At 58.7% G+C, this 13,882-nt stretch carries 14 protein-coding genes and 1 pseudogene; 3 read left to right on the top strand and 12 right to left on the bottom strand.

Annotated features, from left to right (window positions below; all coding sequences use genetic code 11):
• Positions 1-52 precede the first annotated feature (52 nt).
• Genes secF through tgt form a run of 5 tightly spaced genes read right to left on the bottom strand, consistent with a single transcriptional unit; the run spans position 53 to position 4,252 of the window.
• A complete protein-coding gene (gene secF, locus ADJ74_RS10235; protein WP_050344031.1) occupies positions 53-970 on the bottom strand; it encodes a protein translocase subunit SecF in 918 nt (305 codons plus the stop codon).
• Positions 963-2,192 (bottom strand): protein translocase subunit SecD, encoded by a 1,230-nt coding sequence (secD, locus tag ADJ74_RS10240; RefSeq protein WP_050344033.1) that lies wholly within the window; start codon positions 2,190-2,192, stop codon positions 963-965. The genes secF and secD overlap by 8 nt, the downstream gene beginning before the upstream one ends.
• Positions 2,193-2,225: 33 nt before the next feature.
• On the bottom strand, positions 2,226-2,822 hold the full coding sequence (locus ADJ74_RS10245; protein WP_050344034.1) for a 5-formyltetrahydrofolate cyclo-ligase: 597 nt from the start codon (positions 2,820-2,822) through the stop codon (positions 2,226-2,228).
• Positions 2,823-2,832: 10 nt separating this feature from the next.
• A complete protein-coding gene (gene yajC / locus ADJ74_RS10250) occupies positions 2,833-3,114 on the bottom strand; it encodes a preprotein translocase subunit YajC (protein ID WP_050344036.1) in 282 nt (93 codons plus the stop codon).
• 13 nt (positions 3,115-3,127) lie between these two features.
• On the bottom strand, positions 3,128-4,252 hold the full coding sequence (tgt, locus tag ADJ74_RS10255; RefSeq protein WP_050344038.1) for a tRNA guanosine(34) transglycosylase Tgt: 1,125 nt from the start codon (positions 4,250-4,252) through the stop codon (positions 3,128-3,130).
• Positions 4,253-4,474: 222 nt separating this feature from the next.
• Between tgt and trkA the strand changes: the two genes are divergently transcribed.
• The 3 genes and pseudogenes from trkA (at position 4,475) to ADJ74_RS10270 (ending at position 8,717) form a co-directional block, all read left to right on the top strand.
• A complete protein-coding gene (gene trkA / locus ADJ74_RS10260; RefSeq protein WP_050344040.1) occupies positions 4,475-5,824 on the top strand; it encodes a Trk system potassium transporter TrkA in 1,350 nt (449 codons plus the stop codon).
• A pseudogene (locus ADJ74_RS10265) lies at positions 5,824-7,262 on the top strand (potassium transporter TrkG). Before trkA ends, ADJ74_RS10265 begins: the two are co-directional and overlap by 1 nt.
• Positions 7,263-7,268: 6 nt before the next feature.
• A complete protein-coding gene (locus ADJ74_RS10270; RefSeq protein WP_050344043.1) occupies positions 7,269-8,717 on the top strand; it encodes a TrkH family potassium uptake protein in 1,449 nt (482 codons plus the stop codon).
• Between the two features lie 39 nt (positions 8,718-8,756).
• On the opposite strand, the gene ADJ74_RS10275 is transcribed toward ADJ74_RS10270, so the two are convergent.
• From ADJ74_RS10275 to ADJ74_RS10305, 7 genes are all read right to left on the bottom strand, one after another.
• A complete protein-coding gene (locus ADJ74_RS10275) occupies positions 8,757-9,290 on the bottom strand; it encodes an NYN domain-containing protein (RefSeq protein ID WP_050344045.1) in 534 nt (177 codons plus the stop codon).
• A 1-nt stretch (position 9,291) separates the two neighbouring features.
• Positions 9,292-10,089 (bottom strand): 23S rRNA (guanosine(2251)-2'-O)-methyltransferase RlmB, encoded by a 798-nt coding sequence (gene rlmB / locus ADJ74_RS10280; RefSeq protein WP_050344283.1) that lies wholly within the window; start codon positions 10,087-10,089, stop codon positions 9,292-9,294.
• Between the two features lie 20 nt (positions 10,090-10,109).
• On the bottom strand, positions 10,110-10,748 hold the full coding sequence (thyX, locus tag ADJ74_RS10285) for an FAD-dependent thymidylate synthase (RefSeq protein WP_050344047.1): 639 nt from the start codon (positions 10,746-10,748) through the stop codon (positions 10,110-10,112).
• Positions 10,708-11,238 (bottom strand): Mini-ribonuclease 3, encoded by a 531-nt coding sequence (locus ADJ74_RS10290; RefSeq protein WP_050344285.1) that lies wholly within the window; start codon positions 11,236-11,238, stop codon positions 10,708-10,710. Before ADJ74_RS10290 ends, thyX begins: the two co-directional genes overlap by 41 nt.
• A gap of 7 nt (positions 11,239-11,245) precedes the next feature.
• Complete coding sequence (gene cysS, locus ADJ74_RS10295; protein ID WP_050344049.1) at positions 11,246-12,676, bottom strand: cysteine--tRNA ligase; 1,431 nt, start codon at positions 12,674-12,676, stop codon at positions 11,246-11,248.
• A gap of 9 nt (positions 12,677-12,685) precedes the next feature.
• The gene (gene cysE / locus ADJ74_RS10300; RefSeq protein ID WP_050344051.1) at positions 12,686-13,408 is read right to left on the bottom strand and encodes a serine O-acetyltransferase; all 723 of its coding nucleotides are present in this window, start codon (positions 13,406-13,408) and stop codon (positions 12,686-12,688) included.
• A gap of 161 nt (positions 13,409-13,569) precedes the next feature.
• The gene (locus tag ADJ74_RS10305) at positions 13,570-13,863 is read right to left on the bottom strand and encodes a late competence development ComFB family protein (RefSeq protein WP_009442287.1); all 294 of its coding nucleotides are present in this window, start codon (positions 13,861-13,863) and stop codon (positions 13,570-13,572) included.
• Between the last annotated feature and the right edge of the window lie 19 nt (positions 13,864-13,882).

Below are 13,882 nucleotides of genomic sequence, written 5' to 3' on the forward strand. Positions count from 1 at the left end.
CCTCATCAAAAGAGCCTGCTCAGCGATCCGAGCAGGCTCTTTCCCTATGAAATCACTCCGCCGCTGCAGGTTTTACCGCGGGGCGGTGATGCTCCGTCCGATTGCGCAGCTCAATCCAGAGCTGGCTCGCAATGAAGATGGAGGAATAGCAGCCGACCGCAAAGCCGATGAGCAGCGCAAAGGCAAAGTCCTTCGTCGTCTCGCCGCCGAACCAGTACAGGGCGAACGTCGTGAACAGCACCGTGAACACCGTATAGAGCGAGCGGGTCAGCGTCTGATAGATGGAACGGTTGACCAGCTCGTTCACATCCCCGCCGCGGCGGAAATGCAGTTTCAGATTCTCACGGATACGGTCAAAGATAACGATGGTATCGTTGATGGAGTATCCGACAATCGTCAGCAGAGCGGCGATAAACGAGGAGTCAATCTGCCGCTGTGTGAACGAAAAGACTGCCATGACGATGATGATGTCATGGATGAGCGCGAGCACGGCCGACACACCAAAACGCCACTCGAAGCGATACGCAACATAGAGGATGATGAGTGCCCATGAGATCACGAGTGCAAGCACGGCGTTCGTGATTAGCTCGCCGCCGATGGTCGCACCGACCTTTTCCTCGCGCAGCACCGTATAGGGACCAACATCCTGCGTGAGTGATGCCATGACCTCTTTGCGCTGGTTCTCCTCGAGGTCGATCGTGCGGATCATGACGTTCTCAGAGGCATCAATTCCCGCCTCTGCGCCTGCAAACTGGATCGTGCTGCCGTCCAGATCATACTTTGCGAGGCTGCTGCGTACCTCCTGCAGGGTCACAGGCTGCTCAAAGCGCAGATCCATGATCGTACCGCCCGTGAAGTCGATGCCGAAGTTGAAGCCACGCACGCACATGCAGATAATCCCCGGGATAATGACGAGCAGCGAGATCAGAAACCATATTTTGCGATGTCCTGCGATATCGAACTTAGGCATTCTTCTCAGCCCCCTTCTTCCCCCCGAGCATGAAGCCCGTCGCACCATAGAGGCGCGGATTCTCTGACAGCTTCGAGTTGATCATCAGCTTGAGCATGAACTGCGTCAGCGTGATCGCCGTGAACATGGAGAGAATCGTGCCGACGCCGAGCGTGATGGCAAAGCCGCGTATCGTCCCCGTCCCGAGGAAGAAAAGTACGCCCGCCGCGATCAGCGTCGTGACATTCGAGTCAAAGATCGTCGTGAATGCACGCTTGAACCCCGCGTCCATGGAAAGGCGCAGAGACTTTCCGTTAATCTGATACTCCTCTTTGAAGTGCTCAAAGATGAGCACGTTCGCATCCACCGCCATACCGATGGAGAGGATGATGCCCGCGACGCCCGGCAGGGTCAGGGTCGCATCCATCAGGTAGAGGATACCGAGCAGCATGATCGTATATGCCATCAGTGCCACGTCGGCGATGAATCCCGAGAAATGGTAGAAAAAAATCATGAAGATGACGACCGCGCCAAGGCCGACCGCAAAGGCGAACTGGGACTTGTCCTTCGAGTCCTGTCCGAGCGTCGGGCCGACCGTGCGCGTCTCGATGATCTCGACCTTCACGGGCAGTGCGCCGCTGCGCAGGACGACAGCGAGGTTCTGTGCCTCCTCGAGCGTCTTCTGTCCCGTGATCTCCGCACGTCCGCCGAGAATCGGCTCGCGTACATTCGGCGCGGTGAGCACCTCACCGTCAAGCAGGATCGCAATCGTACGCCCGACGTTTTTCATCGTCAGGTCGGCGAATTTCTGTGCGCCCTCATCCGAGAACTCGAGGTTGACGACGTTCTGCCCCGTCTGCGGATTCGTCGATGCCTGTGCATCCTTCAGATCGGTACCGGTCAGGACGGTGTTGCCGTCCTCATCACGGAACTCGAGCATCGCCGTCTTGCCGATGGTCTTGATTGCCGCATCGGGATCCTTGACGCCCGGAAGCTCGATGATGACGCGCCGCTCCCCCTCACGCTGGATGATCGGTTCGGTGAGGCCAAGTGCATTGACGCGCTTCTCCATGATCGCCACCACGCGGTTCATCGCATCGTCGTTGACCTGCGCCTGCTCCGTATCAACCGCCTCCAAGACGACATGCGTACCGCCCTGCAGGTCAAGCCCCTGTCGGATGGAGCTCGCAAGCGGCCGAACGCACACGAAAAAAGCTGCGATGATGACGGCGACCGTAATCACCAGCTTTAACAGACTATGTTGTCTCAACAGCCTTTACCCCTCTTTCACTCTGCCGTTTCGGCAGTCCATGCTGCGCTGCTCGGTCAGAATCCGATCGACGCGTGCATCCCATACCGCCATGGGAACGGCAGGAACGATCTGGAAATCGAATGCCAGAACGAGACGTTCCGCATGCACTGCACGCGGAAGGAAGCGGTCATAATATCCGCCGCCCAGTCCCAGCCGCCCGCCATCTGCATCAAACGCTGCACCGGGGACGATGACGACATCGATCTCCTCGGGCAGAATCCGCGCCCCACGTGCAGGGTCAGGCGTCGGTATATCAAATGCACCGTGGGTCAGAGCATCCATGGCAGGAAGTTCCCGTGCCTCCATCGTGCCGCGCCCCGTGATCTCGGGCAACGCAATGCGTTTTCCTGCAGAGATCAGCGCCTCCATCAGCGGAAAGAGGTCGATCTCCTCCGGCATGGATGCGTAGAGCATGACCGTCCCTGCCTGCTTTAGCTTCGGCAGGACCTGCGCCGTGATGACGCTGCCCGCGTGCGTCCGCTGTTCCGGTGATAATGTACGGCGACGGCTCAGCATCTCCTGCCGCAGCGCCTTTTTTTCAGCACGTATATCCTCTGCCATCACAGCGGATTTACTCCTGCCCCTCATTCACGCCGCTGATCGCAGAGCGCTCAAAGACGATGCTGACGTTCTCGCCGACACAGAGGGTAACGGTTTTCTCATCAATCACCGTAATCTTGCCATGCATCCCGCCGAGCGTAATGACCGCATCGCCGACTTTTAGGCGGCTGAGCATCTCCTCACGCTTCTTCTGTGCCTGCTTCTGCGGGCGGTAGAGGAGGAAGTAAAAGAAGAGCACCAGTATAACAATCGGGCCCCACGAACTCAGCTGTGCCATCATTTCTGCATCCATAAAGACAACTCCTTCACTTATTTCTATGATAGTGACTCATAAAGTCCTGATAAAACGATAAAAACGACCCATCCAAAATTGACGCACGCATCCGCCGCATGAACTCCTGCAGGAAGTAGAGGTTGTGCAGGGAGAGCAGCCGCAGGCCGAAGATCTCCTGCGCCCGTACAAGGTGACGGATGTACGCACGCGTGTACCCATTGCGGCAGGCATAGCAGCCACAGCCGTCCTCCATGATGGTGTGATCGTGCGCATACACAGCGTTCTTCATCACGAGCCGCCCCGTCCATGTCATCGCCATGCCGTTGCGCGCCACACGTGTCGGGAATACGCAGTCAAACATGTCGATGCCGTGCCGTACCCCCGTGAGGAGGTAGTCGGGTGTCCCGACGCCCATGAGGTAGCGCGGTTTCTCCTCAGGCAGAAGCTCTGTCGTATAGGAGAGGATCTCCTCCATCAGCTCATGCGGCTCGCCGACGCTCAGCCCGCCGATGGCATAGCCCGGCAGATCGAGCTCCGTTACGGCAGCGGCGTGCCATGCGCGCAGGTCGCGGTACATCCCGCCCTGCACGATGCCGAAAAGGCCCTGCTCCTCCGCGCCCGCCATCGCATCACGGCAGCGAATGAGCCAGCGCTGCGTGCGCTCCGTCGAGGCCTTCGCATAGTCATGATCGGCAGGATACGGAATGCACTCGTCGAACGCCATGACGATATCCGAGCCGAGTGCGCGCTGCACCTCCATCGACACCTCGGGCGAAAGGAATTTCTTCGATCCGTCAATATGCGAGCGGAACGTCGCCCCCTCCTCGGTGATCTTGCGCAGGTCGCCGAGGCTGAACACCTGAAATCCTCCGCTGTCCGTGAGGATCGCACCGTCCCAGTGCATGAAGCAATGCAGTCCGCCCGCCTCCCGCACGAGCTCCATCCCGGGACGCAGGAAGAGATGATAGGTATTGCTGAGGATGATCCCCGCGCCGAGATCACGCAGCTCATCGGGCGAAACGCCCTTGACGGACGCCTGCGTCCCCACCGGCATGAAGATTGGGGTCGGAAAACTCCCATGCGGTGTGTGAATGACACCGGCACGCGCCCCCGTCGCAGGATCTTTCCGAATCAACTCATAGGTAATCGCCGCCAATCATCCACCTCCACGCCTGCCAAATTCTCTCTATGGGCGCAAACTCGTCCCATTCGCAACACTACTATATTATGTGTCGTGCCCGACATTGTCAAGCCGATTCGCGACAATTCAATGAGTAAATCCAAATTTTATCATAGCGCCGAAATCGGTCAAAATATGGCATCATGCCATGCAGTGTGGTATACTTGCCATGATTTATCGTGTGCAGGAGGTAGGAATGTGCGAATCGTAGTAGCAGGCGCGGGACAGCTCGGATACAGTATCGCCTCGCTGCTCTCGGAGGAGGGCATGGATGTCGTCGTGGTGGACGGCGTGTCAAAACAGCTGGAGGCGGCAAAGACGACGCTCGACGTACTCACGGTCGAGGCAAATATCGCGAGCCCCATAACGATGAACGATCCCGACATCAATAGTGCGGACATTCTCATCGCAGTGACGGAGAGCGACGAGGTGAATATTGTCGCCTGTGTCCTCGCGAAGAAACACGGCATTCGTCATACGATTGCCCGTATCCGCGATATGAAGGCCACAGTGGAGGCAGGCAAGTATCTCAAGGAAAATTTTGACATTGATCTCGTGCTGAACCCCGAGCTCATCACGGCGAACGAAATCAACCGTATCCTCATGACCCCCGCCGCACTCAATGTGGAGGATTTTGCACAGGGCAAGGTGCAGCTCTTCGAGACGCGCATCCGTCGCCATGCGCCGATCGCGCGCATTCCGCTCAAGGACTTGACCTTGCCGCAAGGTGTTCTGGCAGGACTGATCTTCCGCGACCATCGGATGATTATCCCCCACGGCGACGATATGTTCCTCCCGGGTGACAATGCCTACTTCATCGGTCTGCAGGAGCGGATCGAGGAGTTTAGCCAGAGCCTCGTGCCCAGCGACACGAAAAAGCTCGCACGCGTCGCCATCATCGGTGCGGGGCGAACGGGGCGCGCACTCGCGCTTATGCTGGAGCGCCAAGGGGTACAGGTAAAGGTGATCGACCGCAGCCGCGAGCGCTGTGAGCTGCTCGCGGGGATGATGTCGACAGGCCTCGCGATCTGCGGCGACGGCACGGACATGGACCTCCTGATGCAGGAGGGGATCGCCGAGGCAGATGCCATTGTCTGCCTGACGGAGGACGACAAGCTGAATCTGATGCTTGCCCTCCTCGCGCGCCATCTCTCAAACAGCAGCATCAAGTCATTGGTGCGCGTCAACCGCAACGAGTATATCGATCTCATGGAGAAGGTCGGCGTGACCATTGCGCTCTCGGCGCGCCTGCTCTCTGCGAGCGAGGTGCTCGCCTTTGCGCGCGGCGGCGACGTGGCGCGCGTCACCCTGCTCGAGGGCGCACGTGCAGAGGCGCTCGAGGTGATCGTCCGCCCCGGTGCTCCCGTCGCAGGAAAAAAACTGATGGACGCGCGCCTCCCACGCGAATGTCTCGTCTGTGCCTATGTGCGCGGAGAACAAGCGGCGATCCCGAACGGCATGACGGAGCTGCAGCCGGGAGACCGTGTCATTCTCTTCGTCCTGAAGAGTTTTGCCAATAAGGCTCTCACCTACTTTGGAGATGACTGATGCGTTTTGATCTCTTTTGGGTGCTCATGGGGCGCACGGCGTACGTCTTCGCTCCGCTCTATCTTATTCCCTTTGCCTATGGGATAATCGTCGGCGATGCCTCGACCGGTTTTTTTCTCGTTCTCAGTGTACTGACCTTTATCCTCGGCATGGTGTTCGGCAATATGGGGCGCAGTCACATGCGCCAGTTATCCGTGCAGGAAGGGACGCTCTTTCTGCTCGTCGTGTGGTTTTTCCTCGCGCTGCTCGGCATGCTGCCCTTTCATCTGGCGGGGCTGCATCTCTCGCCGATCAATACCTTCTTTGAATGTATCTCAGCACTTACGACGACGGGTCTGACGGCACTGCCCGAGGATCTGCCGCCCGCACTCCTCCTCTGGCGCGGACTCATGAGCTGGTTCGGCGGACTGCTCTTTGTCGTCATTCTTGTGACGGTGCAGCCCGTTGTCAGCGGCTGCTTCGGCGTGGATTTTTCGGTGCGGCAGGAGCGGCTCTTCAGCCCTCTCTGGAACCGCATGACGCGCCCCATGCACGAGATGACGCTGCTCTACATTGCCATCACAATTGCTGCGGCTCTCCTCTATCTTGCGGCGGGCGACACGGTCTTCTCAGCACTGCTGCTCGCCCTCTATACGATTGCCTCGGGGGCAGGGCCGATGGCGGGCGACCTCCCGCCAACACCATCTCTGATGCTCGCCGGCGGTCTCAGCGCTCTGCTCTCAGCACTGCCGCTCCTCACGATCCGACAGCTCCTGCACCGACGCGGCGAGGTGGACGTACTGCGCCACACAGAGCTGCAGGCCTTTTGCCTGCTCTTTCTCTCCGCCGGGCTGGTGCTCACCATTCCAGCTCTTCTGTGCAGCACATCCTCCCCATCGATGCCATTGCCCACGGATTTTTCTACGCCATTTCCTTTCTCTCCACGAATGGGCTGCTGCTCGCAGGAGCGATCCCTGACCACGGCGGTGCCGTACTGCTCTTGACACTTCTCGCCATCATCGGCGGCTGCATGGGCTCGGCAGCAGGCGGTTTCCGCATTTCGCGCCTGCTTGTACTGCTCTCGCTCTCGTGGACAGAGCTGCAGCGCACCCTCCACCCACGCATGGTATTCGCCGTGCGGCAGGGGGGAATGCCGATCCCCATCCACTCGGTCGGACGGGTGCTCGTCCTCTCTTTTTTCTTCGCCGCCGTCTTTGCGGTCAGCAGCCTCCTCATCTCTCTGGCGAACCTTGCCCCCATCGAGACGATTGCCCTGACGGTCTCCTGTCTCACAACGACGGGCGGTGTCGCGGGGCTGGTACACATGGACACAGCAGCGGCACTCCCGGCATGGACGAAGATCGTCTGTGCCTTTCTCATGATCCTCGGACGCATCGAGATCTTTGCCTTTTTCCTCTTCGTCGGTGCGCTGTTCAAGGACACAGGCCATAACTGGTAGGACACTATGAATATCTATGCGGTCAACTATATCCTGTCACGCCTTTCCTTTGCGATGGCGACGGCACTCGCGATCCCCCTTGTCCTCGCCATCGTCGGCAAGGAGGCAAGCCGCGAGGCGTTCATGCTGTCCGTCTTCGTCAGCATCTTTTTCGGCATCGCCTTTCGCCGTTACGGGAGCCCCTCCGACGATCTGACCCCGCGCGAGGGGATCGCTATTACGGCGTTTGGTTGGTTTACGGGGACTTTTCTCGGGATGCTTCCCTACCTCCTCGGCCACTACCTCGGTTTTCTCGACGCGCTCTTTGAGAGCATCTCAGGCTTTACCGGTACGGGCGGGACGGTCTTTGTCACACTCGATGGGGTACCGTACAGCATCCTCTTCTGGCGTATGATGACAGCGTGGATCGGCGGCCTCGGCATCATCGTGATCTTTATCGCGCTGCTCCCGCAGGCCGGGGCAAGCACAATCTATATGTACAGTGCCGAGGGCATCGGTCCGACGCTCGACCGCGTCATGCCGCGCCTGCATGAGATGACCGTCGCACTCTTTAAGATTTATTTAACCTTCACCGTCATAATAACGGCTGTTTTTATGCTGTGCGGCGTTGATTTCAGTATTGCTCTTGCCCATGCAATGTCCACCATTGGAACCTGTGGATTCTCCACCTACGACGACGGGACGATGCACTTTCACAATCTCCCATTCGAGCTGTGGACGGCCCTCTTCATGTTCCTCGCAGGCGGCAGCTTCTCACTCTACTACCGTGCTTATGTCGAGGGACCTGCGGTCATTCTGCGCAACACAGAGTTTCGCACCTATCTCGGCATCGTGCTCGTGGCGATGCTCCTCATCGCGCTCAACCTCATCCTTTCGATGGGAATGGACGGCGGCATGGCGGCACGTGTCGCAGTATTTCAGGTGACCTCGCTGTCGACGACGGGATTCGTGTCGGCGGACTTTGAGACGTGGCCGACCTTCTCCAAGATGGTACTGCTCCTCCTCATGGTGATTGGTGGCTGCGCAGGCTCGACAGCAAGCGGCATCAAGGTGGTACGCCTCATCCTACTTGTGCGCAACGCACGTGCCGTCGTCCTCCAAAAGCTGAATCCGAACCGCGTGGTGGATATCACGCTCACGGGCGCACACGTCGACGGCGCAATGCTGCTGCGCGTCGGGACATTTTTCTTTCTCTACCTCGCCGTCATCTTCGTCACGGCATTCCTGCTCGCGATGGACGGCCTCCTCCCATTCGACGCTGTCGCCGTCGCCATCACAACCATCGGCAACATCGGCCCCGCGTTCGGGATCGTGAGTGCGACCTCTACCTATGCACCGCTCTCCGACTTCTCAAAGGCAATTCTCTGCCTCACGATGCTTCTCGGCCGCCTTGAGATCTTCACCCTGCTCATTCTCCTGCAGCCGTCGTTCTGGCGCAGGACATATCGGTGGTAGAAAAGGGACTGTCCAGCGAAACAGCTACGCTGACAGTCCCTATTTTTTACGCCGCAGTTCTTCGAGCCGCGCCAGTGTCGCTCGGTCGATCCGTTCGTGCACCTCGATGCGCCCGAGCGGTTTTGTATGCGTGCCGATGTACTCCGTACGCATCAATTTTTTTGTCTTTTTTACCGAACGGCGCAGCTCGGGCGAGGTAATGCGATAGGCGCCTGCCCCGAGGATGAGACTCTGCTCTGCTCCGTCCGAGGTGACGACGTGCACCTCACGCCCCATGCGCACTGCTGTGTAGGCAAGCCGCTCGATGCAGCTGTCCGCCGTCTCGCCCGTCGCTGTATAGATGACGCGCATGCGGCTGCTGATCTCCACGGCATGTTCCTCTTCGTCCGTAGCAAATGCGTCAAAGACGACGGTCATCTCGTAGTTCTCAAATGCACCGTACTCCGTCAAAATACGAACGAGGACATCACGCGCCTCGTCGAGGTTGCTGCGCAGGCGGATGAGCTCCGGCCACGCGTTGATGACATTGTAGCCGTCGATGAGGTAGTACGCGGGCTCCCGCTGCATTGCCATGTCACACCGCAGCCTTTGCCCTGCGCTGCCGCTGTGCCTCGTACATGAGGATCGCCCCCGCAACAGAGGCATTGAGGGAGTTGATCTTCCCCATCATGGGCAGGCGTACGGTAAAGTCACAGAGGTCACGCGTGAGACGGCTCATGCCGCGTCCCTCGCTGCCGATGACAAGGACAAGAGCCCCCGTGAGATTGGCACGGTCATAGATCTCCTCGCCGCCCATATCCGCCCCCGCAATCCAAAAGCCCTGCTCTTTCAGTGCGCGTATGGTCTGTGCAATGTTGCCGATACGCGCGACGGGTACGTATTCGAGTGCTCCTGCCGAGACACGCGCAACGGTCTCCGTCAGGGGCACGCTGTGACGGCGCGGGAGCAGAATCCCGTGGACGCCGGCCGCATCTGCCGTGCGGAGCAGGGCGCCGAGATTCTGCGGATCCTCGATGCCGTCGAGGAGCAGGAGAAGCGGATCTTCCCCGCGCGCCCGCGCCCCTGCGATGACCTCCTCCACAGCGACGTAGGCGACGGGTGCGACATAGGCGACTGCCCCCTGATGCCGTACATCCTGCGACACGAGAGCATCGAGTTTGCTGCGGCCGACCGTGTCCACCATGATGCCGTGCTCGCGTGCGAGATCCCGCAGTTCGTTGACGCCGCTGCCGCGCACGCCGTCGGCGAGCAGAATGCGGTTGATGCCGCGCCCCGCCTTGATCGCCTCGATGATGGCATGCCGTCCCGCCAAGATGGGTGGTGTCTTTTCTTCCTGAGGCACAGCGGTGCGCTGTGCATGCTTTTCTTTCATCGGATCCACCTTCTGCATCATCAGCTGCGCGGGACAAATTGCTCAAGCCACGGCTCCTCTGCGACGATGAGATCGCGCATCCGCAGCATCATCTCTTTGATTTCCCACTGCGCCCCAGGAGTTGTGACGCGCTTTTCATAGACGTCCATAAAAGAGCGCAGATTGAGCGTCGTGACGAAATTCGTGCACGCTCCGCCCGGCAGGACAAAGCGCGCATCCTGCTTCGCGACACCGAGCGCGAGAAGCTCGTCGTATGTCTTTTGGATCTCCTTCATACAAGCCATATAACGTGCATACGCCTCCGCGTTTTCCGCCACGGTCTGCGGGACGACATGCCCAAAGAGCCCGTCCGCCTGCTTCGCGGACTGCTCCGAGACATAGCGCTGACTCTGCACGCTCAGTGAAACGCCGATGCGATGACGGCTGTATTGGGCGAGGAGCGTGCGCGACACATCCTTAACGGCAAACGTCATGGAGCAGTGCTCGACGACAGAGAGGTGCTTGCTCGTCATAATGCGCGTGAGAAGGCGCAGCATCTCCTCCTCCGTCTTTTCCTCGGTGAGCAGTTCGATGGGCGAGTCTGCGCTGTAGCAGGTGCGTGCCGCTGTCCAGCAGGTTTTAAGGTAATTTGGCGTCTTCGATATCAGTTTGATTTCCATGCTTTTTTTCTCCCTGCATCTGTTCCATCATCGCCTTGGCAATGATCTGAAATGCCGTTTCCGTAATCTCCTTGAGTCGCTCTGTCTCATGGCGGATGTATAGGCTGCCGAGGAGCGCCTCAAATCCCGTACTGGCATGATAATCTGCCACAGAAGCACTGCGCGGCGCATGGCTCTTCGTATTCCGTGCACGGCGGTAGATCGTCTGCTCCTCCTCGGTCAGCATATCGGCAATATCGCGGTAGGCGCGTGCCTGCCAGACCGCCGAGACGATCTGAGCGCTGAATGCATGCAGCCCCTGCACCTGCGTCTGTTCGTACGAAAGGAGGCGCATGCGCACATAGAGATGAAAATATGCGTCGCCAATGTAGGCAAGCACGAGCGGATGCACCTGTGCGGCATCCACATGATCATAGCGCACGGCTGGATTCCCGTTGTCATCCGGCAGGAACATCGTATGGACAAGCTGCTGAAAGCGTTCAAACTTCATGCGCTTGTTACGCCCGCTTCCAGCGCACACCGGTCGGCGTGTCCTCGATCAGAACGCCCGCCTCCTTCAGCCCGTCGCGAATCTTATCCGCAAGCACCCAGTTCTTCTCCGCGCGTACTTCCTGCCGCAGGGAGATAACAAAGTCCATGACAGCATTAGTTAGGCCATCGTCTGCGGGAGCCGCCTCATCCTGCTCAAAGATGCCGATGATCCCGGCCATTTTGCGATATGCCTCGGCTGCCATGCGGAAATGTGCCATGTCAAACGCTGCGCCGCGCTCGATCTCCTGATGATAGCGATTGATCTCCTTCGCGAGCCCAAACATCTGACTGATCGCAAGTGCCGTGTTGAAATCGTCGTCCATCGCTGCATCAAAGTCGCGCAGAAATGTCTCCGCCTGCGCGGCAAGATCCGCCGCCGTGTCCGCTGTTCCCTCCCGTTTCAGGAGCTCGTCGATCACGTCATTCGCGCCTTTCAGACGCGCAAGAGCCGCCTGTGCCTCCTTCAGCCGCTCATCGCTGAAATCGAGCGGGCTGCGGTAATGGGTCTGGAGGATGAAGAAACGGATCACCTCGCCCGGATATTCCTTCAGAATGTCCTTGACCGTAAAGAAGTTATTCTTTGACTTCGACATTTTCTCGTTGTCGATGGTGATAAAGCCATTGTGCAGCCAGTAACGTGCAAATTTTACGTCAGCGTCGATGCATGGATCTGCCTGTGCAATTTCATTCTCGTGATGCGGGAAGATCAGATCGCTGCCGCCGCCGTGGAAGTCAAACGCCTCACCGAGATACTTCACAGACATTGCCGAGCACTCGATGTGCCAGCCGGGGCGTCCCTTCCCCCATGGGCTGTCCCACGAGGGTTCGCCCGGCTTTGCCGCCTTCCACAGAGCAAAGTCCATCGGATGATGCTTCGTCTCGTTGACCTCGACGCGCGCACCTGCCTCCATGTCGTCAAGACTGCGTCCGCTGAGGCATCCGTACGGAGCAAATGCCTCGACGCTGTAGTAGACGTCGCCCGCCTCCGTAACGTAGGCATAGCCGCGCTCGATCAGCGTCTCGATCATGCGGATGATGTCGTCCATCGTCTCGGAGACGCGCGGGAATACATCGGCACGATGCACATTCAGCGCATCCATCGCCGTGAAGTAGGCGGCGATATAGCGGTCAGAGATCTCCTTCCACGTCACGCCCTCGCGATTCGCCGCATGGATGATCTTATCATCCACGTCGGTGAAGTTCTGGATGTAGCGTACGCGATAGCCCTTGTGCGCGAGATAGCGGCGTATGACATCCCACGTCACAAAGGGACGTGCATTTCCGATGTGCGGGTCATTATAGGGAGTTACACCGCAGCAGTAAATGCTGACCTCGCCCTCACGCAGCGGGTGAAACTCTTCTTTTTTTCGGGTCATTGTATTGTAAACAGTAATCATCGTATCTCCTTATTCACGCTTTTCAAGGACATCCAGCCGCGCCTTCAGTGCGGCGATCTCCTGACGCATCTGTTCGATCATCTCCGCCTCCGGATCGGGCAGCATGTCATGATCGAGGTCAACATCCAGCTCACACGCGATCTCCTCGGCACTCTCCTCACAGTCTATGGAGTAGGCGCGTGCCCTCAGCAGCTCTGCCTCTGTACGGACACGCTGTCCCTTCATCACGACAATGCGCCCCGGGATGCCAACCACTGTGGCATGTGCGGGAACGGGTCGCAGGACAACAGAGCCCGCACCGATCTTGGCGTGGTCGCCCACCGTGAACGAGCCAAGCACCTTGGCACCCGATGCCACGACGACGTTGTTGCCGAGCGTCGGATGGCGCTTTCCCTTTTCTTTGCCCGTTCCACCGAGGGTCACCCCCTGGTAGAGCGTGACATTCCGCCCGATCTCCGCCGTCTCCCCGATGACAATGCCTGTCCCGTGGTCGATAAAGAGCCCCTCGCCGATGCTCGCTCCCGGGTGGATCTCAATCCCCGTCAGGAAGCGCCCGAAGTTCGAGATCAGGCGCGGAATCAGCACCCAGCCGCGCACAAAGAGTGCGTGGGCGATACGGTGCAGCCAGATGGCATGCAGCCCGCCGTAGCAGAGCACCACCTCGATCACGCTCTGCGCCGCCGGGTCACGCTCAAAAACGACGCGAATATCGCGCCTGATCTGTGCGAACATGAAAGAATCCTCTCTGTGATAAAACACAAAAAACAACACGGGTAACATCGAAGTTTGTGCCGTGCTTTTTTATTTTATCAAAAAAAGAGCTGCCGCGCAACCGCAAGAAAACACCCGCAGAGCCACGCCCCACGAGTGTTTTCTTGCAGCTGTCGGCACGCTCAGAGCCCCTCCTCATCACGGCCATGATGCGGCTGTCCATCGACGATCTGCATTGCGCGCACCGTCTCTGTGAGCACCTCCACCTCGTATTGGAGCTCCATGCCCTCAGCGCGGTTCAGGACGTCGCCCTTATGCGTCGACACATAGCGCGGGGGCAGATTGTTGAGGGCAATCATCATCATATCCGTCCTGCACCGATCGCACATACAGATGTCGGGGTACTGCGGCGCAAGACGCTTCAGCATGTGATCGACGGCATCCTCCATGTAGTTCTTAAATGGCAGATGATTCATCGCATCATTCCTCCCCACC

This window comes from Selenomonas sp. oral taxon 478 (genome assembly GCF_001189555.1).
Classification (GTDB): Bacteria; Bacillota; Negativicutes; order Selenomonadales; family Selenomonadaceae; genus Centipeda; species Centipeda felix.